This window comes from Gimesia maris (genome assembly GCF_008298035.1).
Taxonomy (GTDB): Bacteria; Planctomycetota; Planctomycetia; order Planctomycetales; family Planctomycetaceae; genus Gimesia; species Gimesia maris.
The window spans coordinates 6,311,612-6,336,884 of sequence record NZ_CP042910.1 but is presented as its reverse complement, the minus strand read 5'-3'; the positions used below and the strand labels follow the sequence as shown (position 1 = coordinate 6,336,884).

The 25,273-nt window shown below is 49.6% G+C and carries 17 protein-coding genes, 1 tRNA gene and 1 pseudogene; 7 read left to right on the top strand and 12 right to left on the bottom strand.

Annotated features, from left to right (window positions below):
• Positions 1-37 precede the first annotated feature (37 nt).
• From GmarT_RS23470 to aroB, 4 genes are all read right to left on the bottom strand, one after another.
• On the bottom strand, positions 38-445 hold the full coding sequence (locus GmarT_RS23470) for a PilZ domain-containing protein (protein ID WP_002647785.1): 408 nt from the start codon (positions 443-445) through the stop codon (positions 38-40).
• A gap of 167 nt (positions 446-612) precedes the next feature.
• Complete coding sequence (locus GmarT_RS23465; protein ID WP_002647786.1) at positions 613-1,209, bottom strand: response regulator; 597 nt, start codon at positions 1,207-1,209, stop codon at positions 613-615.
• A gap of 45 nt (positions 1,210-1,254) precedes the next feature.
• Positions 1,255-1,638 carry an Hpt domain-containing protein gene (locus GmarT_RS23460; RefSeq protein ID WP_002647787.1) on the bottom strand — a complete coding sequence of 128 codons (384 nt, stop codon included), beginning with the start codon at positions 1,636-1,638 and terminating at the stop codon, positions 1,255-1,257.
• Between the two features lie 497 nt (positions 1,639-2,135).
• Positions 2,136-3,308: a 3-dehydroquinate synthase gene (aroB, locus tag GmarT_RS23455; protein WP_044239071.1), complete on the bottom strand. Its 1,173-nt coding sequence runs from the start codon at positions 3,306-3,308 to the stop codon at positions 2,136-2,138.
• A 208-nt stretch (positions 3,309-3,516) separates the two neighbouring features.
• Between aroB and mfd the strand changes: the two genes are divergently transcribed.
• The 4 genes from mfd (at position 3,517) to GmarT_RS23435 (ending at position 14,609) form a co-directional block, all read left to right on the top strand.
• Positions 3,517-6,855 carry a transcription-repair coupling factor gene (mfd, locus tag GmarT_RS23450; protein WP_002647790.1) on the top strand — a complete coding sequence of 1,113 codons (3,339 nt, stop codon included), beginning with the start codon at positions 3,517-3,519 and terminating at the stop codon, positions 6,853-6,855.
• Positions 6,856-7,039: 184 nt separating this feature from the next.
• On the top strand, positions 7,040-8,290 hold the full coding sequence (locus GmarT_RS23445; protein ID WP_044239039.1) for a peptidylprolyl isomerase: 1,251 nt from the start codon (positions 7,040-7,042) through the stop codon (positions 8,288-8,290).
• A 412-nt stretch (positions 8,291-8,702) separates the two neighbouring features.
• The gene (locus GmarT_RS29755) at positions 8,703-13,709 is read left to right on the top strand and encodes a secretin GspD/PilQ domain-containing protein (protein WP_002647792.1); all 5,007 of its coding nucleotides are present in this window, start codon (positions 8,703-8,705) and stop codon (positions 13,707-13,709) included.
• A gap of 270 nt (positions 13,710-13,979) precedes the next feature.
• Positions 13,980-14,609 carry a peptidylprolyl isomerase gene (locus tag GmarT_RS23435; protein ID WP_157158972.1) on the top strand — a complete coding sequence of 210 codons (630 nt, stop codon included), beginning with the start codon at positions 13,980-13,982 and terminating at the stop codon, positions 14,607-14,609.
• 80 nt (positions 14,610-14,689) lie between these two features.
• On the opposite strand, the gene GmarT_RS23430 is transcribed toward GmarT_RS23435, so the two are convergent.
• Entirely contained in the window at positions 14,690-15,121 is a 432-nt protein-coding gene (locus GmarT_RS23430) for a GNAT family N-acetyltransferase (RefSeq protein ID WP_002647795.1), read from the bottom strand.
• A gap of 230 nt (positions 15,122-15,351) precedes the next feature.
• Here GmarT_RS23430 and GmarT_RS23425 point away from each other — a divergent pair, with 230 nt between their 5' ends.
• Together GmarT_RS23425 and GmarT_RS23420 are read left to right on the top strand one after the other, a co-directional pair.
• Positions 15,352-15,867, top strand: coding sequence for an FKBP-type peptidyl-prolyl cis-trans isomerase (locus GmarT_RS23425; RefSeq protein ID WP_002647796.1), 516 nt, complete (start codon positions 15,352-15,354; stop codon positions 15,865-15,867).
• Positions 15,868-16,127: 260 nt separating this feature from the next.
• Positions 16,128-16,670, top strand: coding sequence for an inorganic diphosphatase (locus GmarT_RS23420; protein ID WP_002647797.1), 543 nt, complete (start codon positions 16,128-16,130; stop codon positions 16,668-16,670).
• A gap of 91 nt (positions 16,671-16,761) precedes the next feature.
• Here the strand turns inward: GmarT_RS23420 and GmarT_RS23415 are convergent, their stop codons facing one another.
• The 5 genes from GmarT_RS23415 to GmarT_RS23395 form a co-directional block, all read right to left on the bottom strand.
• Complete coding sequence (locus tag GmarT_RS23415; protein WP_002647798.1) at positions 16,762-17,976, bottom strand: S1C family serine protease; 1,215 nt, start codon at positions 17,974-17,976, stop codon at positions 16,762-16,764.
• Between the two features lie 237 nt (positions 17,977-18,213).
• Positions 18,214-18,876, bottom strand: coding sequence for a hypothetical protein (locus tag GmarT_RS23410; RefSeq protein ID WP_002647799.1), 663 nt, complete (start codon positions 18,874-18,876; stop codon positions 18,214-18,216).
• Positions 18,863-19,393, bottom strand: a complete 531-nt coding sequence (locus GmarT_RS23405; protein WP_002647800.1) for an RNA polymerase sigma factor — start codon at positions 19,391-19,393, stop codon at positions 18,863-18,865. The genes GmarT_RS23410 and GmarT_RS23405 overlap by 14 nt, the downstream gene beginning before the upstream one ends.
• A gap of 400 nt (positions 19,394-19,793) precedes the next feature.
• Entirely contained in the window at positions 19,794-20,591 is a 798-nt protein-coding gene (locus GmarT_RS23400; RefSeq protein ID WP_002647801.1) for an NIPSNAP family protein, read from the bottom strand.
• Positions 20,592-20,656: 65 nt separating this feature from the next.
• On the bottom strand, positions 20,657-22,321 hold the full coding sequence (locus GmarT_RS23395; RefSeq protein WP_187782317.1) for a CocE/NonD family hydrolase: 1,665 nt from the start codon (positions 22,319-22,321) through the stop codon (positions 20,657-20,659).
• Positions 22,322-22,700: 379 nt separating this feature from the next.
• Here GmarT_RS23395 and GmarT_RS23390 point away from each other — a divergent pair.
• Positions 22,701-22,773 (top strand) — tRNA-Thr (locus GmarT_RS23390).
• A 145-nt stretch (positions 22,774-22,918) separates the two neighbouring features.
• On the opposite strand, the pseudogene GmarT_RS30475 reads toward GmarT_RS23390, so the two are convergent.
• Positions 22,919-23,503, bottom strand: a pseudogene (locus GmarT_RS30475) (tyrosine-type recombinase/integrase); the annotation flags it as partial.
• A 675-nt stretch (positions 23,504-24,178) separates the two neighbouring features.
• Positions 24,179-25,273, bottom strand: coding sequence for a hypothetical protein (locus tag GmarT_RS23380; protein WP_002649740.1), 1,095 nt, complete (start codon positions 25,271-25,273; stop codon positions 24,179-24,181).

Sequence of the window (25,273 nt, the reverse complement as noted above, 5' to 3'; positions counted from 1 at the left end):
TCGAAATCCAACCGGGAGACGCACCTCTAAAGCAGTTTCAGGCAATCACTTTTCCCAGAAATCGAACTCCAAATTCCCAGAATTGCTCTTCCTGAATCTCTTTTTGTCTCACAATTTCAGAACGAAACCAGGCGATCTGCGTTTGCTGCACAGGCACGCCTACCATAATATTGTTCTGGTAAATGGGAAACGGGTAAATGAAGGAAAGACCGGACTGGGAGATCGAGCGAGACCAGACCTTGATGGTAGTGGATTGCTGCTCGTCCACAGCATCGCTGTCCGGCAGTGAGATCCACACAGTTCCTCGAAAATCTTTCCTTTCGTGCACCCGCTTTTCGGAATAGTGCAGGCTTGTTCGCTGGTCAATACGATCCAGAGTGTCCAGGATGCGTGAGACAGCCCGATTCTGTTTTATAGTATACTGATCCAGATTTATCAGACTCATGGGAGATACCCATTTTCAGAGATGTAAAAAATTTGTTTACCTGATGGGAGCAAGCATCAAGTGTTTTTTATGACTATCCAACTATATGTCTCATTCACTTACAGTCAAATACCTCCTTAATTGAAATTGCATATTCAGGTTTTTTGTATAATGTGGTGTTTTGTAAACTATTGTTTTTGAACGGTTTCCATTTTAGACAAAAATTCCTGCAATGCATTCACTTCCCCATTCAGGCATTCAATGAATTGTTCCGCAGCGCCGGGATTTCCTGATTTGATGATCTCTTTGACCGCGTCTTTGATCTTTTGAGCTGGCGTATATAAATCGACAGATTGATTGTTTACCGAACCTTCGGGAGCTCCCATGACCATGTCTTTGATTGTGTCATGAAGTTCATCCTGATCCAGTGGTTTGAACATGATTTTGGAAACGCCCAGTTCCTGTGCCAGTTTCAGTCGTTGAACATCTTTGTCGTTGGAATTCTTTTCCAGTCGTAAAGCAGTCATTAAGATAAACTGGGGTGGATCTAATGGGCCGTCGTCAGTGAATCGTTCCAGATGCTGGGCTTCTTTGAATAAATCCACACCATCCATACCCCGCATCATCAGGTCGGTAATAACAATATTGATATCATTATCGGTTTTCAGCAGATTTAAAGCTTCAAAACCGGATGTTGCTGAACAACAGCGGTAACCGAACTTTTCGATGAGTCTCGCATGAAAATGACAGGAATAACCGACATCATCGACAACTAAAATTTTCATCAGATCAACCTTTGGTTTAAAACCATATTTAGCGGATAAAGCTTTTTACCGGCTCAGTTGAGCCATCAGCATATTCAGTTCACTGATCAATTCCTGCATTTCATTCTCTAACGCAGCGTAACTGATAGAAGCATCCTGTAGCCGATTCGACTTTCCGTCATCTTCCAGTACCTGCAACAGCAGGTAGGGTTCTCCTTTAGTGTAGTTGGCCACCGTACCTTTAAATCCATGTGCTGTACTGGCTAAAGCTGCTGCTTCTTTTCGTTCGATTGCCAGACTGATTTCACACATCTGCTCAGGAACAGTGCTCAGAAAGAGATCAATCATTTCATCGAGAAACTCTGTATCTCCGAGTACCATGTCCAGAACCTGATCAGCATCAATCAGACGCCACTGTCCTGAATTTTGCGTTGTATTTGTATTCGACATCTACTTTCTTCCGTATCGGGATTGAGCGCACTTCAAACGCTGATTGCGGGAAATGAAGTTACACTGTGGCACAATGCTTCTGAGAAATTCAGATGGCCTGCAGCAAAGGTTAGTATCCGGATTCAGCGATGGAGCAAGATCATTAGAAACAAATACAGTCGAAGATGTTTTATGTAGGAACTGTACTGCCTGTGCCGTTTGAGAGAATAAAACTGGCAGGAAATTCAGGAAAATTTGTACTTCAGTATGTGTCTGTTCCGTGGAAGTATGATATGGGAGGTGAGGTATAACTCTGCAGGTTGGGACGCTGTCTACGCATTTCCTGTGGAAAAAAACACAGACATACTGGAAGAATTGCTAAAAAGCGATGTTGTCTGACAGTCCTGGAGTATTGAGGACCAGGGCTAAACTGTGCCTGGGTTTTACTGTAGCGTCTCCAGAGACATTTGAATCGAGTATCAGAGATCGGGAGACGCTATGGTTAAATGTGACGCGATCTAGATCTGAAAATCGCCATCTGATGCGGCAGGGGGTGCTAATTCATCCAGAACTTCCCGGACCAGGCTTTCCGGGATTTCTTTGAACACTTCCACGCGGCCCAGAGACGTTGGTAGTACAAATCGAAGTTTGCCACCCACGGTTTTTTTATCGAGTTTCATGCGGTCGATGATCTGGTCTGCATCCAGCCGTGTCCCTTTCGGCAGAAGTACCGGCAGGCCAAGGGTTTCCAGTAGCTGGATTTGACGCTCTGTTTCCTGGTGGGAAATCAGGTCCAGTTTCTCAGCGAGATAGCTGGCATAGATCATACCTATGGAAACCGCTTCGCCATGCATCAGTTCGCCGTAACCACAGAGTGCTTCAAACGCATGTGCAAAGGTATGTCCATAGTTCAGAATTGCACGCAGCCCGGAACGTTCATGTTCATCCTGCTCCACAACTTCCGCTTTGAGTTCACAACTGCGGGCGATCACGTTACGCAGGACATCAGGATCGCGCTGATTTAACTCTGCAACATTCTGCTCGAGATAATGGAAGAAGCGGGAATCCAGGATCACACCATACTTCACCACTTCTGCCAGACCACTGCGATAATCCCTGACGGGCAGAGTTTCCAGTGTTGACGTATCAATGAAAACGCCCAGCGGCTGGTAGAATGCACCAATCAGATTCTTGGCCTGAGGATGGTTCACACCTACTTTACCTCCGACCGAGCTGTCTACATGGGCCAGAAGCGAAGTCGGAACCTGGACAAAGGGAAGTCCACGAACGTAAGTTGCTGCGACAAAACCGGCAGCATCTCCCGTCACGCCGCCACCCACGGCGATCAGTACGGTTTGTCGATCCGCTTTCATGGCGACCAGTTTATCGTAAAGGCCGGAAATCACTTCGAGTGATTTTGATTTCTCACCCGGTTCAATAATCGCGGTTTCAAATTTCCAGTCTTTTGATTTAAGACTGTTTTCGATTTGAGCTGTGTGCAGCGTCGCAAGATTTCTGTCTGTGATGATCAATGCCGTCTTACTGCCATCGGCCAGCGCATTCCGGTAAGCAGGACTCTGGTTCATCCAGGTTTCCAGAGTGTCAGCGAACTGAGCAAACTGGTTGCTGACAACCGAAATATGGTAACTGCGTGGCCCCAGAGCGACATTGACATCTAAGCTTTCAGACACTTTGCATCCTTCATACTGGAAATAGCGGGTAAGCAACTGGCGCAAACCCCATTCAACAGGGTTTGCGATCAACTGATTAATCAGCCCTCTATCGTAACTCTGACTCCGGATGAAGTCACGTCGGATTGACCCAAATCGAACATCAGAAACGGTTTTTCGGCAGCAGGCACGTGACAATCTGGTGCCGCCTGCTAAAATGTTCCCGAACATGATGACACCCCGTGACAGTCAGATTCAGTCGATGCAGGATCTGGTTCCCGTTCTCAGTCGTAGCGATGGATTTGCCGCGGTAACAGCGGCTCTGCGATCCGGACAGAGTGGAACAATTGACGGAGCCTGGGGAGGATCTTGCGCGCTGGCGGCGGCAAGTATTGCTACTGCTCTGGATTCCGTGCTGCTGATCGTGCTGCCACGTCTCTCTGAAATCGATGAATTTACAGGTGACCTGGCCAGTTTTCTGGGTACGATCCCCGAAATCTTTCCTGCCTGGGAGACTTTGCCGGACGAGCATGATGTTGCCGATACGGTATTTGGCGGACGTCTGCGGGTACTCAGTCGATTGCAGCATTCAGGGGGAAATGAGTCCACTCCCCAGGTGATTGTCACATCGTTTCCTGCCCTGCTGCAGCCTGTGCCGAGTCGAAAACAACGGGAAGCGGCGACGCGTCGGATTCAGGTTGGCGATGAAATCGATACTGATGCTTTTATGAAATGGTTACTGGAGCGCGGTTTTGAGCGGACCACGGCAATCCAGCTTCCCGGTGAATTCAGTATGCATGGCGGGATTCTGGATCTTTATTCTCCAGATTCTGCACTGCCGATTCGCATTGAATTCTTCGGGGATGAAGTGGAGTCGATCAGACAGTTCGATGTGGAAACGCAGCGGACTCTCGAAACCTGTCAGCAGGTCGACCTGACTTTGATTTCGCCTGTGCCTGCCTCTGTGTCCGGACGGCAATTGCAAACTCCCAACCGGGATGAAGATGGGACCACTTCTGAAAGCCTGTTGGATAATCTGCCGCCTGAGGCCTGTATTGCGCTGATTGAACTCCCCGAACTGATCGACGAAGGCAAACGTTATCTTGATCGCCTGGAAAACCCACGCGGGCTGTTCAGTGTGCCGGCGACCATGGCGCGCTGTACCGATTTTCCATCAGTCACCATTGCACCGATCTCTGCGGAATCGACCGAAATATCCTGTCATCTGCAGATTGAATCGGTAGAGCGGTTCACCCGGTCCAAGTCGCAAATGCTGGAGGAACTGGCATCGATCATCGGTCCGCAGGATACCGTACTGGTCTGCTGTCATAATCAGGGCGAGCAGGATCGTTTACAGGAGTTGCTGGATGAGTCTGAGCTGGATCTTTCTGAACGCGTGAAAACCTGCATTGGTAACCTGGCGCTGGGATTTCGTATCGTTCCCGAACATCTGGTGGTACTCAGTGATCACGAGTTGTTCGGCCGGGCTGATATCAGGCACAAGCCTCGAAAACGAAAGGTCGAGAGTCGGGCGATCGACAGTTTTCTGGACTTGAATGTGGGTGATTTTGTCGTTCATCTGTCACATGGAATTGCCCGTTTTCGTGGTTTGGAACTGCTGGAGAAAGAAGGGTATCGGGAAGAACATCTCTCCCTGGAGTTTCGTGATAAAGTGCAGATGTACGTTCCCGTTTCTCTGGTGCACCTGGTTCAGAAATATATTGGTGGAGGCAAGCATGTCCCCCGGTTGTCAAAGCTGGGGACGAAAAGCTGGGCCAGCAAAAAAGAAAAAGCAGCAGAAGCAGTCCGTGATATGGCCAGTGATATGCTGCGTCTGCAGGCGCAGCGCTCGGGACAACCTGGTATCTCATATCCTCCCGACAGTCACTGGCAGAAAGAGTTTGAAGCTTCGTTTCCCTATACGGAAACCTCCGACCAGCTGCACGCCATCAGCGATGTGCGTCATGACATGGAACGGGCACAGCCCATGGATCGCCTGATCTGCGGCGATGTCGGATATGGAAAAACAGAAGTCGCCATCCGTGCCGCCTTCAAAGCCATTGATGCGGGTAAGCAGGTCGCTGTCCTGGTGCCGACGACTGTGCTCGCAGAACAGCACACGCGTACTTTCAGTGAAAGAATGGCCGACTATCCGATTACTATTGAAGGACTGTCACGCTTTAAATCCAAAAAAGAACAGCGGGCGATTCTGGAAGGAATGGCTGCCGGGAGTGTTGACCTGGTGATCGGCACACATCGCCTGATTCAGAAGGACATCAAGTTTAAAGATCTGGGGCTCCTGATCATTGATGAAGAGCAGCGTTTCGGCGTCGAAGCCAAAGAGATGCTGAAGCGTCTGCGACTGCAGATCGATGTACTGACCTTGAGCGCCACCCCTGTCCCGCGAACACTGCATATGTCACTGCTGGGGATTCGTGATATTTCCAATCTGACGACGGCGCCCCGCGATCGTGTTCCCATTGAAACCAGGATTACCCGTTTTGATCCAGAGCTGATTCGGCATGCGATGGTCCGGGAACTGAACCGCAATGGACAGGTTTATTTCGTGCATAATCGCGTGCATGATCTGCAGAAATACGCCGATCGAATCCAGCAGATCGTACCGGAAGCGAGTATTGGAATCGGCCACGGACAGATGAAAGAGACAGAGCTGGAAGCCGCGATGTTGAACTTCGTATCCGGCAAGGTTGATATCTTTGTCTGCACGACGATTATTGAAAGCGGGTTGGATATACCGAATGCCAATACGATTTTTATTCATGATGCGGGAAACCATGGTTTATCCGACCTGCATCAGTTGCGAGGTCGTGTGGGACGCTCGCACCATCGGGCCTATTGCTATCTGCTGCTGCGCGATGGTCAGATGCTGACGCCGATTGCCGCCAAACGACTGAAAGCAATTGAAGAGTACAGTGAACTGGGAGCCGGCTTCAAGATCGCGATGCGCGATCTTGAAATTCGCGGCGCCGGAAATATCCTGGGAACAGAACAGAGCGGGCATATTGCAGCCGTCGGTTACGAATTGTATTGCCAGTTACTGGAAAATGCCTGCAGAAAACTGAAAAACGAACCCATTCGTGAACATCATCACGTGGCAATTGACCTGCCTTGCACTGCGTATCTGCCTTCCGATTATATTCCTCCCGGTCGCATTAAAATCGAACTCTATCGTAAACTTTCAGCGGTGCGATCTCTTGAGGAGTTAAACGCCCTCGAAGAAGAAATGGAAGATCGTTTTGGTCCCATTCCGCATCCTGCGCGACAATTATTGATTTTGAAAGAATTACAAATTCTGTCACAACGCTGGCAGGTTGACAGTATTCGACTGGAAAATAACTTCGCTGTACTGGGCTATCGAGACAAAAATCACATCCTGGCATTGTCGAAAAGCAATCAGGACCGGATTCCCGTCCGGATCGTAGATCAGAAGTCAGCATACATTCCATTGCCGATTTCAGCAGAGAATTTGGAAGAGGTGATGCAGGAGCTTAAAACGGTATTGCAACAATCTTTTGATCCCGCCTATAATCCTGCAACATCGCCCTGACAGGTTCAACTGCTGAACTCTCTAAAACGTTCACTGGTTACTGAAATGGGTGATGAGAATCCTGAATCAGTCTGTCTCCCTTCCTTACACCTCCCTTGTAATTCGGGCTGATTTCAAAAGTTAAATACTGAATGTCTCTCTAATTCCCGGTAAATAATTCGTTCATCATGCAGGATGCATCTTGATGCGCTACGCGCAAATATATTTATTGATGATTGCTTTTATCAGCACTGTGGGGTGTGAAACGACTCCTAAAGTCGACAACCCGGTGCTGGGGCCGCCACCTCCACGTCTTGAGTCCGCTCTGAAACAGCAGAAGCTGGAACACACGCAGATGGCGAGCCGGTCTAAAGAAAGAAAAAGTATTCTGGAAGGTGACTTCCAGGAATCTGATAATCCCTTCGAATCACCGGTGATCACTGTCGCCTCTTCTTCAGATACTTCCACTGCCAGCGCCGTCGATGAATCGGTCGAGGAATTAAAAGACAGCACCGTCGTTGCAATGGTCAACGGGACACCTCTTTTTGTCTCGGATATTATCGGCGTGTATGACTTTCAGCTAAAGCAGGCGGAACAGAGAATGCCGCCCGAAGAGTACCAGAAACTGCGCAGAGCGCTGGTGAAGCGAGACCTGAAATCTCACATCGAACGTCAACTGCTGATTCACGAGATGAAAACCACTCTCAAAAAAGAACAGCTGGCTATGCTCCAGGAACATCTGGACAAAGCATTTGATGAAGAACGAATTCCGGAACTGCAAAAGGCTGTGGGAGCCAGTTCTCCCCAGGAACTAGAGGAGAAACTGAACCAGCAGGGCCGTTCGCTGTACTATGAGAAAGAACTGTTCATGAAGCAACAGTCTGCCCTGCAGTTCATGGCTGTCAAAGCGAAATCCAAGAATGATTTCAGTCGTGAAGAAGTTCTGGCGCGTTACAAATCCAATCTGGATGAATATGCCTACCCGGCCAAAGCACGCTGGCAACGAATTCGTATCAGTTATGCAAAGCATGGTGGCAAAGACAAAGCCGTCGGCGTCCTGGATGAAGTCATCCATAAGCTGCAGGCGGGAGAAAATTTTGGCACCCTGGCCGAAAAATATTCAGATGGGCCACGGGCTGAAAAGAAAGGACAATGGGGCTGGACTGGTCGAGGCAGCCTGGCTGATTCAGAAGTCGAAGCGGCGTTATTTGAATTGCCGGTTGGACAGACAAGCCAGGTCTTCGAGACCGATGACTCGTTTCAGATCGTAAAAGTGATAGATCGAAAAGAGGCAGGTCATACTCCCTTTGCTGATGTGCAGGCTCAACTGGAACAATCCATGGTCAATGATGCCCGTATGAAAGCAACCAGAGAAACACTTGATCAACTCTTCAAAAAAGCAATCATCGAATCGATGTTTGAATACGAAACAGAAGATGAAAAAGTTACAAATTAAGCAGAGTCCTGAACAGTAAAAATGAAGCCACTGTTAAGAAATGCTTCATGAAATACAGACTGAAAAAGTATTTTGAAAACCATGCAATTTAAATTGAAAAATTTGTCAAAATCATATTGACCTGAAAACGACAAATCGATTATTACCCGCACACACTTCTCTCTACTCTCAATAAATCAAATCACACTATCATTTCTCTGACAATCGTTTGTTAAATTTTGCCCGAGGGCAAACATTCAATAGCGTTTCGTTTTTCTGGAATCCTGGTTGGTCCTGCTAAACTCGTATGGCACTAAATCCAGAATTCGGACTAAAATCCTACCCATAGATAGATAGCGAGTTGGAAGTCATGATGACTCCTCAAAAAAAACATAATCACAGTTGGTGTTCTGGCTTGAAGGAGGGACCTACATTGGGCAAGGCATTTGGAGTACTGGCCTGTACGACGTTGATCGCAGCGTCAATGTGGCTGGCCAATCTCGGCAACACGACCAGGAAGGTCGCTGCTGATGTCGAGAATAACGGTCAGCCTGTTTCTGGGCGTCAATTACGCTCAGCTCGTTACTATCTGAGTCTGGGGACTCAGTATTATGAACGAGGTCAATACGCCGAAGCGGTAGAGGTGCTCGAAAAAGCCTCTGTCTCTCCGGGACGACTGTCCTCCGCTGAGTTCCGCAAAATGAACGAGTACCTGGGCAGGGCTCGTACAAGGGCGGCTGCTCCCCGGGAAAAACAGATTGTCCGAGCACAGTCTCCTGCTTCCGACACCGAATACACGACGAACTTTTCGAGTCATACCGGAAAGTCTCCGGAAGAACAGAAGCAACTGGCACGACAGTTACTTCAGTCCGCTCGTGAAGATCTTAAACTGAATGAACTGGCCAAAGCCCGTCAGAAGGCAGGCCAGGCAGCAGCCATGCGGCTGGAATACGGTCCGTTTGAAGAACGTCCCGAACAGGTCCTCGCAGCCATCGCTCGCGCAGAACAACGCATGCAGAAAAATGCTCCCATTCAACAGGCTGGCGGATTTGCCAGTCAGAACTCGCAGGTAATGCAGGTCGCCGGTATAGAAGAACCAGCGGGAAGCAATCCCTTCTCACCTTCCGCTGCAAATCCATTTGATGGAAGCCAGGACAGAAAACTGACTGAAAAAGAGCAGGCCGCTGTACTCCTTAAGCAGGCTCGACAATCTTTAAATTCCGGCAACTATGATGATGCCCGTACCCTCGCATTGCAGGCACAGGATTATGATGTAGCCTACAAACTGTTTGAAGAACGCCCTCAACATATTCTGTCTGAAATTGAACGTAAAACCGGTACTAAGATTTTCGCCGGTAAATCAGAACCAGAACAACCTGTCGCACAGTCTTCCGCTGGGTCTTCTGAAAAAGACCAGGCAGCTCGACTGCTGAAGCAGGCTCGCGCAGAACTGCAGTCGGGTCGACTGGATTCCGCACGTGCTCTGGCACAGCAGGCCAGTCAACTGGATGTCGCCTATCGACTGTTTGATGATCGCCCTGAACTGGTGCTCGACGAGATTAAACGCGCCCAGTCTGGTGCCGGTTCTCTTGCTGCCACAGGAAATACGGGTTCTGCCCAGATGACTGCGGCTGAGGGAGCTTCCAAAGAACAGGCTACCGAACTGTTACGCCAGGCTCGCCTGGATATTAAGAAACGGGACTTCGCAGGAGCCCGCCAGAAAGTGCAACAGGTTCAGGGAATGAAAGTTTCTTACGATCTGTTTGACGACCGTCCTGAACTGGTACTGGCAGCCATCGATCGGATCTCCGACGAAGCCGCTACCATTTCCGGAATCAAAGGTCTGCAGCAGAACCAGGATGCCATTCGTCCCCGGATCAACCGTCTGATGGAACAGGCACAGGTTGCCCTGCAGCAGGGTAATAAAGATGAAGCCTTGATGCTGGCTTCCTCTGCACAGAAACTGGCTGAAACACTGAATATTGAATTTGCTTCTACCAGCGAATCTCCCTCTGCTTTCATCAAGCGGGTGGGGACCAGCTCGGCCTCCAAATTTAATCCTGGTAATACTGCCAGTGAAAAGAACAATCCTGAATATGCACGAAAGCTGGTTGCCGCTGCACGAAACGATTTAGCCCAGGGGCGAATCGAAGATGCTCGACAGAAAGCCGAAGCTGCTCAGCAGGTCGATACTGCCTACAGTCTGTTTGAAGATCGTCCCGAACAGGTTCTGGCAGACATCCGCAATATGGCGGGACAACCTGGCGGACTCTCGCAGGAACAGCTGTATGCAGCGGAAAATGAACGCAAAAAACAGTTTTCTCAGAAACTGGTTGCACAGGCAAGAACAGATCTGAAAGCCGGTCGTATTGATTCTGCACGGGTGAACGCCCAGGAAGCATTGCGAGTCGGCGTGGAATTCAAGCCTGGTGAAGACAGCCCGCAGTCCATTCTGCGTGATCTGGAATCCCGGACGGCAGCACAACAGCCTGAACGGGTAGCCCGGATGAAGAAGAGTGAAGCCAGTGAGATTGCCGTGATTCATCCCGGTGCATCTGCTCTGGAATTGTATAACCTTGGGATGCAACGCCTGTCTGAAGGAAATCGGGAAGCTGCTTACCAGTCCTTCCTGGCCGCCTACCAGTCTGGTGAAAAGCTGGACAATCATCGTGCTCAGCAGTTGCAGGATGCGGTGCGGGAGCTGGCACCTTCACGGGCTGACAAGATCCGCCTGGTGAAGAATCAGACTTCTTCCGACGATCCGGCAAATGGTTCGCAGGAACCAAGCACCATTGATCTGGTTCAGCAGAAACAGGCGATTGAATTCAGCCGCCTGCGATCTGATGTGCTGAACGCCATCTTTAAAGCAGAAAGAATGCGTGAATCGGCTCCTACCGACGCGTTGAGTATTATCGATCAGACCATGTCAAAAGTCGAAAGCTCCAGCCTGGATAAAAAATCGACGGCTACTTTGATCGGTTCACTGCAGCGAACCCGTGAGTCCATTGACTCCTTCCGCAAGCAGGTCGCACCTCTGGAAGAGCTGAAAAAGCAGAACCAGGAAGTCGAAGAGTATATTGATGCTCGCATCAAAAATAAGATCCGGGTCGAACAGGAACTGGCCGATCTGGTAGAGAAATTTAATGAACTGGTTGATCAGCGTCGCTATGCGGAAGCAGAAGTGATTGCCAAACAGGCCAAAGATCTCGATCCACAAAACCCTGTCACCGTCACAATGGAATGGAAAGCCAAGTTCCTGAGAAGGGATGCCTCCAACAATGCGATGCGTGATCGTAAGGAACAGAATGTCTGGAATCAGTTGAACGATGTGGAAGAATCTCTGGCAGATGCTTACACACCTGATATCAAATTTGGACACGATGCCAAAGAGTGGGCAGAACTGACCAAACGACGTGATAAATACCATGTCAAAAACCATAACCAGAAAACGGAACGTGAACTGCAGATTGAAGAGAGCCTTGATCGCCCGGTCAACCTTCAGTTTGAAGGTGAGCCTCTGACAAATGTCATGAGCAAAATTCAGACTCTCACCGGGATCAACATCTTCCTGGACAGTCTGGGTCTGGAAGAAGAAGGGGTTACACCCAGTGCTCCCGTGACAATCAACGTCAATGGAATCAAGCTGCGAAGTGCCTTGAATCTGCTGCTCGAACCTCTGAACCTGTCTTACACAATTGATAACGAAGTATTAAAGATCACCAGCCGCATCCGTCAGCAGGGGACTCTGAAAACTCAGACCTACCCTGTGGCTGACCTGGTGGTACCGATTCCCAACTTTGCCGCCAGTGGAAACATGGCCGCCAATCCCTACAGTCAGATGGGTGCGATCAGCTACGGTTCCGGCATCGGCGGCAATCAGGCTGCTCCTGGTAACTTCCAGGTTGCTGACCCTGTCATGGGTGGTGTACCTGGCTCCAATCCCTGGAACAACAACGGAGCAACATCTCAGGTTGCCGGGGGTGGATCCAATATCGACTTTGATTCTCTGACCGAACTGATTGTCTCAACCGTCGAACCAGATTCCTGGGAAGAGATCGGTGGAGCCGGCAGTGTGCGTCCTTTTGAAACCACTTTGAGTCTGGTTATTCGTCAGACACAGAAAGTGCATGATGAAATTGCCAACCTGCTGGAACAGTTGCGAAGGCTGCAGGACCTGCAGGTAACCATCGAAGTTCGCTTCGTCACCGTGTCTGACCGGTTCTTCGAACGAATTGGGGTCGACTTTGACTTCAACGTTCAGGATACCGTCGGTAACCCGACTGTCGATAACTCAGGGAACCCTGTGCCCGGCTTTGGTCAGGTCAACCTGCTGAATGGTACCAATCAGAATGGTGGTGGTGGTCAGAATACCGGTGGCCAACAGGGTCAGCAGGGACAAAATACGACGAATGGTCAAACGGGTGGGCAGGGAGTTGCTCCCTTCAGTGATCCGCCAACGCGAACATTGCTTAACTATGACACCTGGCCGAAGAAAGGTACCGTTGTCGGGATGGCCTCACCTGAGTCATTCACTCCCGACCTGGATGTGCAGTTCCGCCAGGGATCATTTGAAATCGGAGTACCTGAATTCGGCAGCTTCAATGCAAACGCCGGTGTGAACGTGGGTCTGGCGATTCTGAGTGACATCGAAGCCTTCTTCTTCATCAACGCCGCTCAGGCAGATGAACGGTCAAACCTGATGTTTGCTCCGAAAGTGACTTTGTTCAACGGTCAGGTTGCCTTTGTGACCAGTAACGTATCGCGACCATTCGTGATCAGCCTGGTACCAACTGTAGGTAACTTTGCTGTCGGGTTCACACCTGTCATCGCGAATATTCCTGAAGGGGTCTCCTTGACAGTCTCGGCTGTGATCTCTGCAGACCGTCGTTATGTACGACTCTCCGTCAATCCTAACTTCACCAACGTCACCGACGTCTTTACCTTCTCTTTCCAGGGTGGTACACAAGGCGGCCAGCAAGGCCAGCAGGGTCAGCAAGGCCAGCAGGGTGGCCAGCTGGGTCAGCAGGGTGGTGGAAACTTCGGTAACGGAGTAGGAACCGGGGTTGGTGGTATCGGTGGTGCCGGCGGCACAGGCCAGGGTGGCCAGGGTGGCCAGCAGGGTCAGCAAGGCCAGCAGGGTCAGCAAGGCCAGCAGGGTGGTGGTCTGGGGACCACAACGATTCAGCAGCCTGTGGTCGAGCAGGTGACTGTGACAACCACAGTCAGTGTGCCCGATGGTGGTACTGTGCTCCTGGGTGGTGTCAAACGACTCCGTGAAGGTCGCAGTATGGCCGGCGTTCCAATTCTGAATAAACTGCCGTATGTCAGCCGTCTATTCAAGAATACCGGTGTCGGTAGGGAAACGGAAAGCCTGATGATGATGGTCACTCCCCGTATCATCATCCAGGAAGAAGAAGAGGAAGCTCTCCTCGGATACTAAGGAAAACGGAGTTGCCCACGCTTGTGGGCGACTCCAGGAAGTTGCAGATCGCGGGATCTGCAGAGGGGCTGATCGTCAGCAGCCCCGGGCTCTGGCCGTCGCGAATTCTCCCCCCTGATTCGCGGCGGCTTTTTTGTTTTCAACGAATCAGTAGATTTGCGTCTCGCTTCAGATGGAGCTGCTGAATCGATCTTGTGATAAAAACGTGATTTCAACTAAACTTTCGGCGATATAAATTTTCATTGAGCGTCTTTAAAAGGAATGAAAAGCGTGATATCAAGAAAGACTTTTCTGATTACAGTAGCGACACTGTGTGCGTCCGTCTGGATGGGAAATCAGACGTTACTTCAGGCTCAAACACCTGAAACCTATCGTGTCAAAATGGAGACCACACGTGGTACTTTCCACATTGATGTTACTCGCAGCTGGTGTCCGAACGGGGCCGATCAGTTTTACAGACTGGTTCAATCCGGTTTTTACAATGATTGTGCTTTTTTTCGAGTCATAGATGGCTTTATGGCGCAGTTTGGTATCAACGGTGATCCTGAAGTTCAGAAACAGTGGCGGGATCGGAGGATTCAGGACGACCCGGTGGTAAAGTCCAATCTCAAAGGTTATGTCTCGTTTGCCAAGACCAGCGAACGAGATTCTAGAACAACTCAAATTTTTATTAACTATGGTGATAATCGCAGGCTTGATAGATATGGATTCGCGCCTTTCGGATTCGTTCCACAAACAGATATGAAAATTGTGGAGGCACTGTACTCCGGATATGGTGATGGCTCTCCTGCGGGCCGTGGACCAACTCAGTCAAGAATTCAATACGAAGGCAACCACTATCTGAAACGGGAGTTTCCCCGACTGGATTACATTACCAGAGCGACGATTGTGGCCAGGTAAGGACTCTGTGGATTTGTGAAGACGTCGATAACAGATTTGAACTGATAAACATGACAGAACGAACGCTGTTTCGATCTCTTTTAATCATTGAGATGTGGTTGTATGAAGAGCGCCTTTTTTTCCCCAGGCAATGTAAAGTCAAAGCCGCAGTTTTGAAAAAAGACGTCTGATGATGTTACCACCATCACTTCCAGAATATTCCTTTGACGGGCCCGTTCGACACAGGCCGAAACGAGTTTTTTACCGACACCAATCCCCTGTCGATGATCGGCGACTACCAGGCTGCGGATCTCAGCCAGTTTTCTGGAATAGATCTCAAGTGAAGCGAAACCGACAATTTCCTCATTTTCTCCAACCATTTCCACCGCGACAAACCCGGTTTCTACTAATACATCCAGTTCTTCCGATGTCCGAGGTAAGATCTTTTCCTGTTCCACAAAGGGGAGAATAAATTCAGACAGCTTGCTGATATCCTCATGTTTTGTGGTACGGATGTGAATATTCTCAATCATTTAAGAAGAACTTTGTTATATGAATAAAAGTTGATTTGTGCACACTCATTGTGAAGTGTGAACGTCGAAGTTCATCAAATCAGGAGTCTCGACTCTTTTTCTGAAGTCAGGAAAAGGCAGACTCTCTGGTGGTGCAACTCGAAGGCCTATTGGTTATGGTATCGCTAACGACCATTACTGATGTCACGGCCGCAGTATAATTGATTGCCGGTAGATAAGGTAATGAGTCTATGAAAAAATCTCAGTTTTTAGTTTTATGTGGCTTAATCTGTCTGACTTTTACTGGTTGTAAAGGCTACTTTCAACCCAAAGAGGAGACCGGTTCGGTGTCGGTCAGTTCCGATTCCCGGCCACACAGAAGTACCAGATCAGAAGAAATGGAAGTTTACGTGAGTGACGAATCAACGCCAGGTTACTTAACCACAGCAAGTGGCTTGAAATACCGTATTGTCCGCGAAGGTAGCGATACTAAACCGGGTCCCACGGATCATGTGACCGTACATTATCGTGGCACTCTGGAAGACGGTACTGAATTTGACAGCTCCTACAGTCGCGGCCAGACAATTTCGTTTCCGTTAAATGGTGTGATCCGAGGATGGACCGAAGGTTTACAGTTGATCGGTGAAGGGGGAGAAGTCGAACTGATTATTCCTTCCGAACTGGGATACGGTGCCCAGGGAATGCCCCCCGTCATTCCAGGTGGAGCGACATTACACTTCCGCGTTGAATTATTTAAAGTAAACTAGTGAAGTGTCATTTTTAAATTTTGGGTTGATAGATATTACGAGAGTGCGACAACGGTGCACTTAAACAACATCCCCAACCTTCTATTTCAAGCTTGACAAAGCACTAGCCTGTGTCCAGATTTACTGCTGCGTCTCCGGGGCTATCTGGGTAGATGATGATAGAATGAGACGCGCTGGTTAAATACGATACGTTCCAGTTGATTGCGCGCAATATCAGCTGATCTTTTTGTTGTCTATCGAATCAATTCAGGAGAGAAACAGTGACCCACTGTTGGCATGATGTGACTCCGGGGCAAAACCTGCCTCGCGATTTCACCGCCGTGATTGAAATTCCGACTTTTTCCAAAGTGAAGTATGAGTTGGATAAAACAACGGGACTGCTCAGGTTGGACCGCATGCTTTATTCCGCTGTCCATTATCCCGCCAACTATGGGTTTATCCCCCAGACCCTGGCAGAAGACGATGACCCGCTGGATGTACTGGTGCTCTGCCAGGAACCCGTTGATCCTTTAACGATTCTGGATGCACGGGCTATTGGCGTAATGACCATGATCGACAGCGGGAAACCTGACCATAAGATTCTGGCTGTCGCTGTGAATGATCCGGAATATAACCCGTTTACCGAAGCCTCTGAATTGCCACCCCACCGGCTGGCAATGCTGAGACGGTTTTTCCAGGATTATAAAATGCTGGAAGGTAAAACGGTAGAAGTTGAGGAGTTCCAGTCTGCTTCCGCCGCGTTTCCCATTATTGAAGACTCGTTACAGCGCTACAGCAGTCAGCGTCGTCGCGGTTTTCTATAAGATGCCTGCATCTTAAAAGTCATTCAAATAAAAAAGCAGCTGTTTCTGATTTGGAAACAGCTGCTTTTTTTATTTCAAAATGCCGGAGCGATTAAATGGGATTATCCGCATGGATCTGGATGGTCGGGATGCGAACGCGATGCAGGGCCGCTCGAATCTGTTCCTGAATCGCGGGCGTCAATTGTTTCAGTTCGGATGTGAAAACCTGATTGCCGAGAATCTGGTTGACGTTCAGTGACGGTCGGTTTCCCAGGTGGTGATCAAGTTCCACCATGCGGACGGACCGGTCTTTTGTGGTTCGACTGAGAAAGACACGGGTAAAACGATTCTTGCCCTGCATATAGGGTTTGACCTGCAGTCGAAAACTGGCTTTCCCCTGTAGCGCGAGTTTGAGTTCCTGCAGTCGCTCATTAATCATCATCTGAACATGACCGGGCATATCAATTGTCTGTGCGGTGATTTCATCGATACTGCCTGTGAACTGATGCGTCTGCAGCGTGTCGGTTTCATCCTGGTAACTGATCTTAACAGAGTAACCATCTTTCACACTACCCACGAATAACAGACAGAGGTTCTGGGTTGTTGTTACCGGAGCATGGTTAAACCCGAGTCGTAACTCGCGGCCCTTCGTGTTTTTTTCGCCAGAGCGGGCTGCGATGGGGCCTTCCTGTTCGGAATCAGTTGTGGGCTCTATCTCATTTTTGTCCTCCGGTTTCTTCGGAGGTGAGGTATGCCCCATTGGTTTCACGGTGAATTTATAATTTCGATACAACTTCTGAGTGAGAGTCACTTCGATCGTCTGTTGTTTGGAAGCGCGGATCACACCCAGTTCCACTTTACTTCCTTTGGGGGAATCCAGCACGTATTTGCGGAGTGTGTCAGAAGAGGTGATTGCCTGACCATTAAATGTTGTCAGCACATCATACACTTTGAGACCTGACTGCCTGGCAGGAGAATCAGGCAGCACCAGCTTCACACTGACTCCCTGACCTTCTTTCATCATGTCGTTCAACTGTGCAGCCAGAGCGGCCTGAACCGGTTCGGTGACAATGCCTACGAAATTTCGCAGGTGGGTTTCTCCCGTGGGGCTGCTGGTGACTTGAAACCGGGCTTTCGCACGACCAGATTCAGCAGCGTCTTTGGACGCAGCAGGCATGGCCTGTTTCGCAGGCGCTGATTTGTTTTGTTTGACATTTGTCTGGCCTGGTTTTTTCGCCGATACCGGCTGGTCATCTGCGAAAGTTGCCTGACCGGCCAGCAGCGAAAAAATGAGACCGCTCGTTAAGAACCGTCGACACTGTTTCATTGTACTGCCTTGATTTGATTCGAGAAAGACCGCTCCCTCACCTGTTGACTCTAGATCGCATCACAGTTTACCAAGGCGTCTCTCAATCTATTAAACTCGGTTCAAATAGTCTTGGAGACGCTACAGTAAAACTGGACACAGTCTTACGTTTCCGTTCAGGATCGATCCTTCAAGTGGCCCGTATTAATAATTCCTACTTATCCGCTTATGTAACATTGATCTCGCAGTAACTGCAGGTTACTGACCATTCCCGCCACTCTCGTCTCCAATGAGAGACAGACCGGCTTTATTGACAGGAACAAAATCAATGGTTAATTCCGGCATTGACATTTTGACGTTGGAACCCGTCTTTGGATTCTCGACGCTAAAGTTCGTCCATGAGAGTTCTGTTCGCTGTTCGACAGGTCCCATTTCCGTATTATAAAGTGTGATATCAATCGATTCCTGAACATTATCATGGACCCGGGGAGTCATTTCCATCGGGCTGTCGCCATGATCAACGACAACCAGAGTATTTGAATCCAGTTCGTCGGAATCATCAATAACCGTATCAACTGGCGGTATGTTCTCGGTTGCAGGTTGGACCGGTACGATCCGCTCGACGACCACGGGATTCGCTTCCGGTAGAAGCTGAATGAATCCAATTCCCAATGCGAGGCAGGCGCAGAGAGCCGAAGTCAACAGGCCCAGTTTAAAAGCCTGGTGGCGTCGGGACGTGAACGGATCATCGCTTGCGTTTCCCGCCGTCTGTGTCTGCCGAAATCGTTTTTCAAATTCTTCATCAGAGTCATCGGAAAGTTCCTGAAGCTCTGGAGGCATCTCCTGCCGAAAATATTCGCGCAGGACACTTTCCAGCTCATCATCATTCCCGAGCATTCCTGAAGTGTCATACGGTTTCATGATCTATCCCCACTTTTTCCAACTCTTCACACAGCCGCTTTCTCGATCGAGAAAGCCTCATATCAATAGCTGATGTTGAAGTATTGAGCGCTATCGACATTCGTTTTGATGACCATCCTAGTGCATAACGAAGTACGAGAACCTCACGGTCCTCGGCTCTAAGTTGTTGAAGTGCTAGCCTGACTCGGCTGTTCCTCTCTTCATTTTCCAGACCCTCCGATGGATCTGAAGGTTTACCTACAATACTGTCTAAATAGTCTGCAGGCCTCGCTGCATGATTCTGCCGACGGGCATAGTCGCGCAGCCAGTTTTGAGCAACAGTCAAAACCCAGGCCCGGATATTTCGAATTGACTCTATTTCTTGTGATTGTAAACGTACGAACGCTTCCTGGAGTGCGTCATATGCACGATCTGAGTCAGAGCATTGAGCATATAATAATGCCCAAATTTCTCGACCATCTCGTAAATATACCGCCTCAATCTCTGCCGACCACTGATTGGCCTGCTTATCAGGCATGCAAATTCCAATACGTTAGAAGAGGGATAATCTAAGTTCATTGGAGAGTGTCAGCTGCAAAACTTATCTTTGCCAGCCTTAACAACACTCTGCTAACTCACATGCACTAGAATAGACGGTATCCAGATCAGAATCTAACCTCCATTCAGCAAATTTCGGGTTTGGGAACAGATTCCAACTCACCCTGCCCCCACTGTTTAACATTCAAGAGGGGGAGGGAAAACGGGTGCGTGTTCCTATCTTGTTTAATTATAGTTGCTTACAGAAAATACAAGTCTGGATGAATTCCAGGTCGCTGGTTAACGGCAATCTCACCGAACTTCGAAAAAAGGGAGTGAGGTTCACTGAATGCCAGTTGGTATCTAATAGAATAGACCTGCCAATTCTGATGTGTTCCAAGTTACTGAATGGCGGAATAAGGAAGTGGCTCCAGGTACCAGTTAGTGATTTTTGATACCGTTCCTTTATATTTGTCCATCGCTTTCATTTTTTCCCATTTGGAATGCATACGAAATCCATCCCAGTGCTCCTCATGTGCAGCGCGATGAGGCGCAGACAGCATGTACGTCAGGTTAGGAACATCGTCACCAATCAGCATTTCGCCGAAGAAGACAGGCGCCAGTTTTACATCTTCCATGATTTCGATCTCACCAGAATTGAACATGTCAACTTTCAGCTTCGCCAGCTTTTCATTGTGGCTCTCATAGGTCCGCAGTTCAAACAGATGAGGGCCTGCTCCCTCCGGCGTTTTTAATTGAGGCATGCCTTTAAAGGCTTTCATCAGTCGGCTCTCAATGCGGGTGAATGCCGGAGATTCTTTGGGGAACGAGAAGTACTCGGCGGCAGCCTGGTGGTATTGTTGGTCAGTTTCCAGAACATCATTCAGCGATGAGAACTGCTCCAGCGAATTAAAGGGAATCAGCACATACAGAGAGTGATCATCTTTGACTTCGATCTGTTTGAATACACCGACCTGCTTGATCCCGATTCGTTTCAATGCCGGCAGCAACGCCTGCTCCAGGTAATTACTGACGATTGCCTGCTTGTCATCCGAGGGAGTCCGGTAAATACGCAGTTCGTAAAACTGTTGTTTCGGTTTTGCGTCCGCGGACTGTACGCCCTGAGTCACACCCAATGCCACGGCGGCACCCACGGTACCTGCCAGAAACTGTCGTCGGTCGGTTTTATTCTGATTCATGATGATCCTCGTTTTTATGGGAAATTGATGCTTGGTTTGATTCGTATCGCCGATGCCCGTCTGCTTTATTTGTTGACGGGGGCCAGAATACGTGATGCGTTTTGCGGACTATGATGAATTTTGTTTTTCGCCACAACCACTTTTTCGGGAAATTCAATCGTGATCGGTTCGCCTGTGTTCGGGTTGGGCTCATAGAACGGTGCCCCCGTTGAAGCGACCGTCACACGAATGCGATGCCCTTTGTTGAACACCTGGCTCATCCAGCCGATATTGAAAGGGACTTTGTAAACCTCACCCGCTTCCATAAAGACCTGCTGTTCATAACCATCCCGATAGCGGGCCCGGCGGATCATATCGATGATCAAGATCGAACGTCCGTCCGGATACACGTCGGTCACGCGAACGATGAAATCCGTATCTTTCGCGGAAGAAGAGACCAGCAGTTCCGCTTTGACATTTCCGGTCCACTCAACCGGTTCGGTCAGCTGGTCGGTGGTGAAGGTGAGTACGTTCTCCTGTTCTTCCACTTTGCGGGCATCGCGGGCACCGGGGAAGCCCCGTGCTTCAATTTTCGCGGGATTCAATGGATCGGCAATGATCTGAGTAAATGCGTTGGCCTCGGTCGGTTTGGTTGTTGCCAGCTTGCCTTCAGGCTGAAGATAGTAAGGTGTTTCGACGGTCTTAATCGGCCAGTCATCCACGGCCCGCCATACGTTGCCCGGTGCACCCGGTTCTCCGACTGCTCCCATCGCGTAATAACGGACATTGGGATCATCCTCGATACCGTTATCGACCCCTTTGAGATAATGATCAAACCAGCGGATCATCTCGGTCATCATGTCGAAGTTGGCATTCTCCGGGTAAACCATTTCTCCAACTTTATTCACCTTGTTGAAACGACCATGCAGCCAGGGGCCGATATACAGTTTCTGCTGACCCCGCGAATTCGGGCCTCCCTTATGCTGCCGTCCGATGAAACTCTGCACGGAGCCGACGCACATAAAGTCGTACCAACTGCCCACGGTAAAGCAGGGGACATTCATTTTGTCAAAATGCAGCGAAGCATCTTCGGCTCTCCAGTAGTCATCGTAGTCAGGATGCGAGAACCATTCTTTCATCAGCGCCCGGTTGTGTGCGGGCACGCGGCTGACAGCGTCCATCCCTTTGAATCGATTCGGCTTGGCAGCGCCTCCGATGAAATAACCTTCATCGTACAGACTGAGGCCGGTATCGATCATGAACTGACAGACCAGGTGCGGCGGCTGTGTGACCGCCAGGTAATTCTGAGCATAACCGGCCTGTGAACTGCCGAAGGTTCCGATCTTGCCGGTCGACCAGGGCTGTTTGGCCAGCCATTCGACGACATCGTAGCCGTCCCGCTTCTCGCCCCATTGCAGATCGCGATAGCCAACCCAGGTTCCTTCAGACAACTGCGAGCCACGGAAGTTGACGCCACACACGACATACCCGTGCGAGGCCATTTCCGCGAAAGAGCGTCGGCCCCCTTTACTTCGCAGGCTGGCGTACCGCTGTTCCATCAGAACCGGCCAGGGGCCTTTCCCATCGGGAATATACAGATAAGCCGACAGCTTGACGCCATCCCGCATGGGAATCATCACATGTTTTTCGGTGACTCCTTCATAATCGAGAGGGGGATCGGCGGCGGACAGGAGGGAGGGGGACAGAAGCAGTGCAGCCATTAGCAGGCAGGCAGAGGCCAGTTTGTGCATGGGTTTTCTCCGGCTGGATAATCTGGGTAGGAATTGTTCTCCTTCGATTGTGGCTAACCCCCGCGCAGACAGCAAGGATAAACACGCATCGATCTGAAGTCTTGTCCCTGAAACGATTTCAGCTGCTGAGAGCATTGACAGATGTGGCACGGGGTATCAAAAAAACAGGGCAGCCATCACAGGCGTCAAATTTGCCTGAGAAATCAGTTTATCGGGGACGAAAAACGGGCAGAATCCTTTCGTAAACCGAAAAAAGGGGGTATGCTACCGCCAGAGCCCGGTTCACGATCTCCATTTTCGGAACCGGCTCCCCACGATTCTCGCCCGGCGAACCTTTGCTGCGGCTGATGAATCTATCAGTGACAAGCTGAACCTCAACGCCGCCGTAGCTCAGTTGGCAGAGCAACGCATTCGTAATGCGTAGGTCAGGAGTTCGACTCTCCTCGGCGGCTCTTTTAAGTCCTTGAGAACAATGGACTTATTATCCTCTGTTTTTCTGGGCTTCTCTTCATTTTGGTTAGTGTCACCTAAAACGTCACTATCGTCTGCAACGGTCTCCCATACCGCCTCGGCTGCTTTCTGGGCATTCCGTCCCACATAGTACTTCAGAGTCGTTTCAATATTAGCATGACGCATCAGCAGCATTAAAACATCAGGCATCACCTTGAGAGACCAGCGTTCACCGAATGACCGTCTGAGATCATGGGCCGACGCGTAGCGGGGTTTTCGCTCTCCGGTTTCCTTGTCGATGTTCCCTTTGTCACCGACGACGATACCAGCTGCCTCACCAATGTCAGCAACCAGCTTGGAAACTGTTGACGCAAGCATTCTCTCCGTTCGCTTGATCCTGGCGATAGGATTGAAAACTGGGCCGGTTCGTTCATCATCAGGGACACTAGCGAGCAGAGCAGCGAATTCAGGAACGATCGGAAGCAAACGATCCCTTTTGCCTTTCTCGGCTTCCATGCGAATTCTCAGCATGGGACGTTTACCGGAGAAATCAACCGATAGCTTATCTTCCCGATCCCAGTACAGTTCCAGTGATTCTGAAATTCTCAACCCAGAGTACCACAAGCCAATCAGCAGGAAACGCCATGAGAAAGCGTGTTTCTTTCCGCAGGCCTTAGGAACTGCTGCCAGCATAAGTTTGAATTCATCCAATGTGAGAGGACGTCCCCGCATCGCTTTTGTTTCCCGAATTCGTTTAAACTTTGGGAAGACAGGTACTTCCTGGATCAGCTTTAAAGAGGCTGCCCATTGCAGGGCTGTTTTGAGGTATGCCAGATATCCCTTAATACTGACGTCTTCCAGTCCCTGCGATCTGAGTTGTTTCACAATCTTACTGATTCCGTTGGCATCAACTTGAGATAACAGGTTCGGTTTCAGGATATTTGCAACGTGATTAAAGGAAGTCGTGACCTTTTCAGATGACCGTTGCGCTAAGCCAGGCACAACTTCCGTTTCGTAGCGTTCCCGGAATTCAGCCCACTTGATTTTTGTCGGCTCAAAGTAGGTCCGGTCGTTGAGTTCCTTTTCCAGGCGAGCTGCAAACCGTTCTGCCTCCCGTCCGATATTGGTTTTCGTGCTTTTCTGCTTTGTGCGTCCGCTGGCTGGATCAGTCCATTTCGCCTGAAAGAACTTGCCGCCAGTCCGTCTGAAGATACTCACTCTGATTGCTGCCATATATCGTTTCACCTTAATTGTTAGCCGTGTTTATTGTGTTGTAGGACGTATCCATCGTCTGAGAATCAATCGCGTTACACTCCATTCAGTGCGATTGTGGTTGATTTTGGATCATGACCCAAAATAGAAATCCCCGAAGCGCAATAACTGCGCCTCGGGGGATAGGAAGATCTACTACCGTTTAACGATTACGGCTTCTGGTTCGCTGTGTTTACGCGATTGATTCCAGGCAGAAATCAGGTTCAACGCTTCACATCTGCTCAACCGAAACCGCAAAAGCGTGCCATCCGTGAGAACGACATTGTATTCGTTCCCATCGTTATCGGCTTCACTGAACCCATTCAGGGCAACACGCTGATTCATATCGATGGCATATTCCATCAAAAATAAATCAGCCTTACGTCTGGCATCTTCACTGTTACTTGCATTCTGAACCTGCAATATCACATCTTCGCTAATTGTCGGATTCGTACCGAAGTAATGCCCCAACTGAATTTCAAAGAGTTCTGTTTCGTCCTCTTCAGAATCAACCAACTGGGCTTCCATCTCTGCTGGTTTATTTAAGGGTGACACAGTGTCACCCTTTTGTTCGAAGGCCTGTGTGGCTGGATCAGCTTTGCTTTCGCCAGACTGGGTTTCCTCTTGGATCGGCCACGGTTCCAGATCTGCCGGACAGATGGAACGGGCAATGTAAGCCCGCTTGCGAACTTCTCCCGGCCCGCATTGATCAAGCCGATAATTCAAATCACCGACAATCTGCTTGCACAGATCGCGGGGGCCGTCGATCCTGATGAATGCCGGTGGCAAGTCATATTCGTTTTCAGGCTTCCAGGGAGTCGGCAGAGCCACACTGAGATTGGCATACTTACTGCCGACGCGAACACGAATGTACCAGTGAGAGACAAAGCCGTCCTTGCTGTTGGTGATGCGTTCCCGATTGAGGATAGCAGCAATCTCAGCAGCGGTTTTGGCCTTCTTGTACGTCGTTGTGTGTGGCGGAACTGATCGCCAGCAATCAGCTTGCCAGTCTTCAGGAACGTTGACCAGGTAAACCGGCCAGTCATGACGCGGGGCATCGACGCGCAGAACCTCATCAGGGGCTGGCTGGCCGATTGTGGGGGCTTCAACCGGTTCCAGGGCTGCCCAGTTGGTTGCCTTGTGTGCCAGTTGAACAACTGCCGTTGATCGACCTTTGGGGGAATTGAAGCCGTTCTCAGTGACATTTTGAGAACCAGAGAGAGACGCGGGGTTTGTGAATGTGGTATTCAT

Coding starts and splice junctions, on each gene's coding strand:
- GmarT_RS23465 (WP_002647786.1), bottom strand. CDS start 1,209: ATGAAAATTTTAGTTGTCGATGATGTCGGTTATTCCTGTCATTTTCAT.
- GmarT_RS23430 (WP_002647795.1), bottom strand. CDS start 15,121: ATGATTGAGAATATTCACATCCGTACCACAAAACATGAGGATATCAGC.
- GmarT_RS23380 (WP_002649740.1), bottom strand. CDS start 25,273: ATGAATACCACATTCACAAACCCCGCGTCTCTCTCTGGTTCTCAAAAT.
- GmarT_RS23410 (WP_002647799.1), bottom strand. CDS start 18,876: ATGAAACCGTATGACACTTCAGGAATGCTCGGGAATGATGATGAGCTG.
- GmarT_RS23425 (WP_002647796.1), top strand. CDS start 15,352: ATGAAAAAATCTCAGTTTTTAGTTTTATGTGGCTTAATCTGTCTGACT.
- GmarT_RS23405 (WP_002647800.1), bottom strand. CDS start 19,393: ATGCCTGATAAGCAGGCCAATCAGTGGTCGGCAGAGATTGAGGCGGTA.
- mfd (WP_002647790.1), top strand. CDS start 3,517: ATGATGACACCCCGTGACAGTCAGATTCAGTCGATGCAGGATCTGGTT.
- GmarT_RS23460 (WP_002647787.1), bottom strand. CDS start 1,638: ATGTCGAATACAAATACAACGCAAAATTCAGGACAGTGGCGTCTGATT.
- GmarT_RS23400 (WP_002647801.1), bottom strand. CDS start 20,591: ATGAATCAGAATAAAACCGACCGACGACAGTTTCTGGCAGGTACCGTG.
- GmarT_RS23395 (WP_187782317.1), bottom strand. CDS start 22,321: ATGCACAAACTGGCCTCTGCCTGCCTGCTAATGGCTGCACTGCTTCTG.
- GmarT_RS23415 (WP_002647798.1), bottom strand. CDS start 17,976: ATGAAACAGTGTCGACGGTTCTTAACGAGCGGTCTCATTTTTTCGCTG.
- GmarT_RS23470 (WP_002647785.1), bottom strand. CDS start 445: ATGAGTCTGATAAATCTGGATCAGTATACTATAAAACAGAATCGGGCT.
- GmarT_RS23445 (WP_044239039.1), top strand. CDS start 7,040: ATGCGCTACGCGCAAATATATTTATTGATGATTGCTTTTATCAGCACT.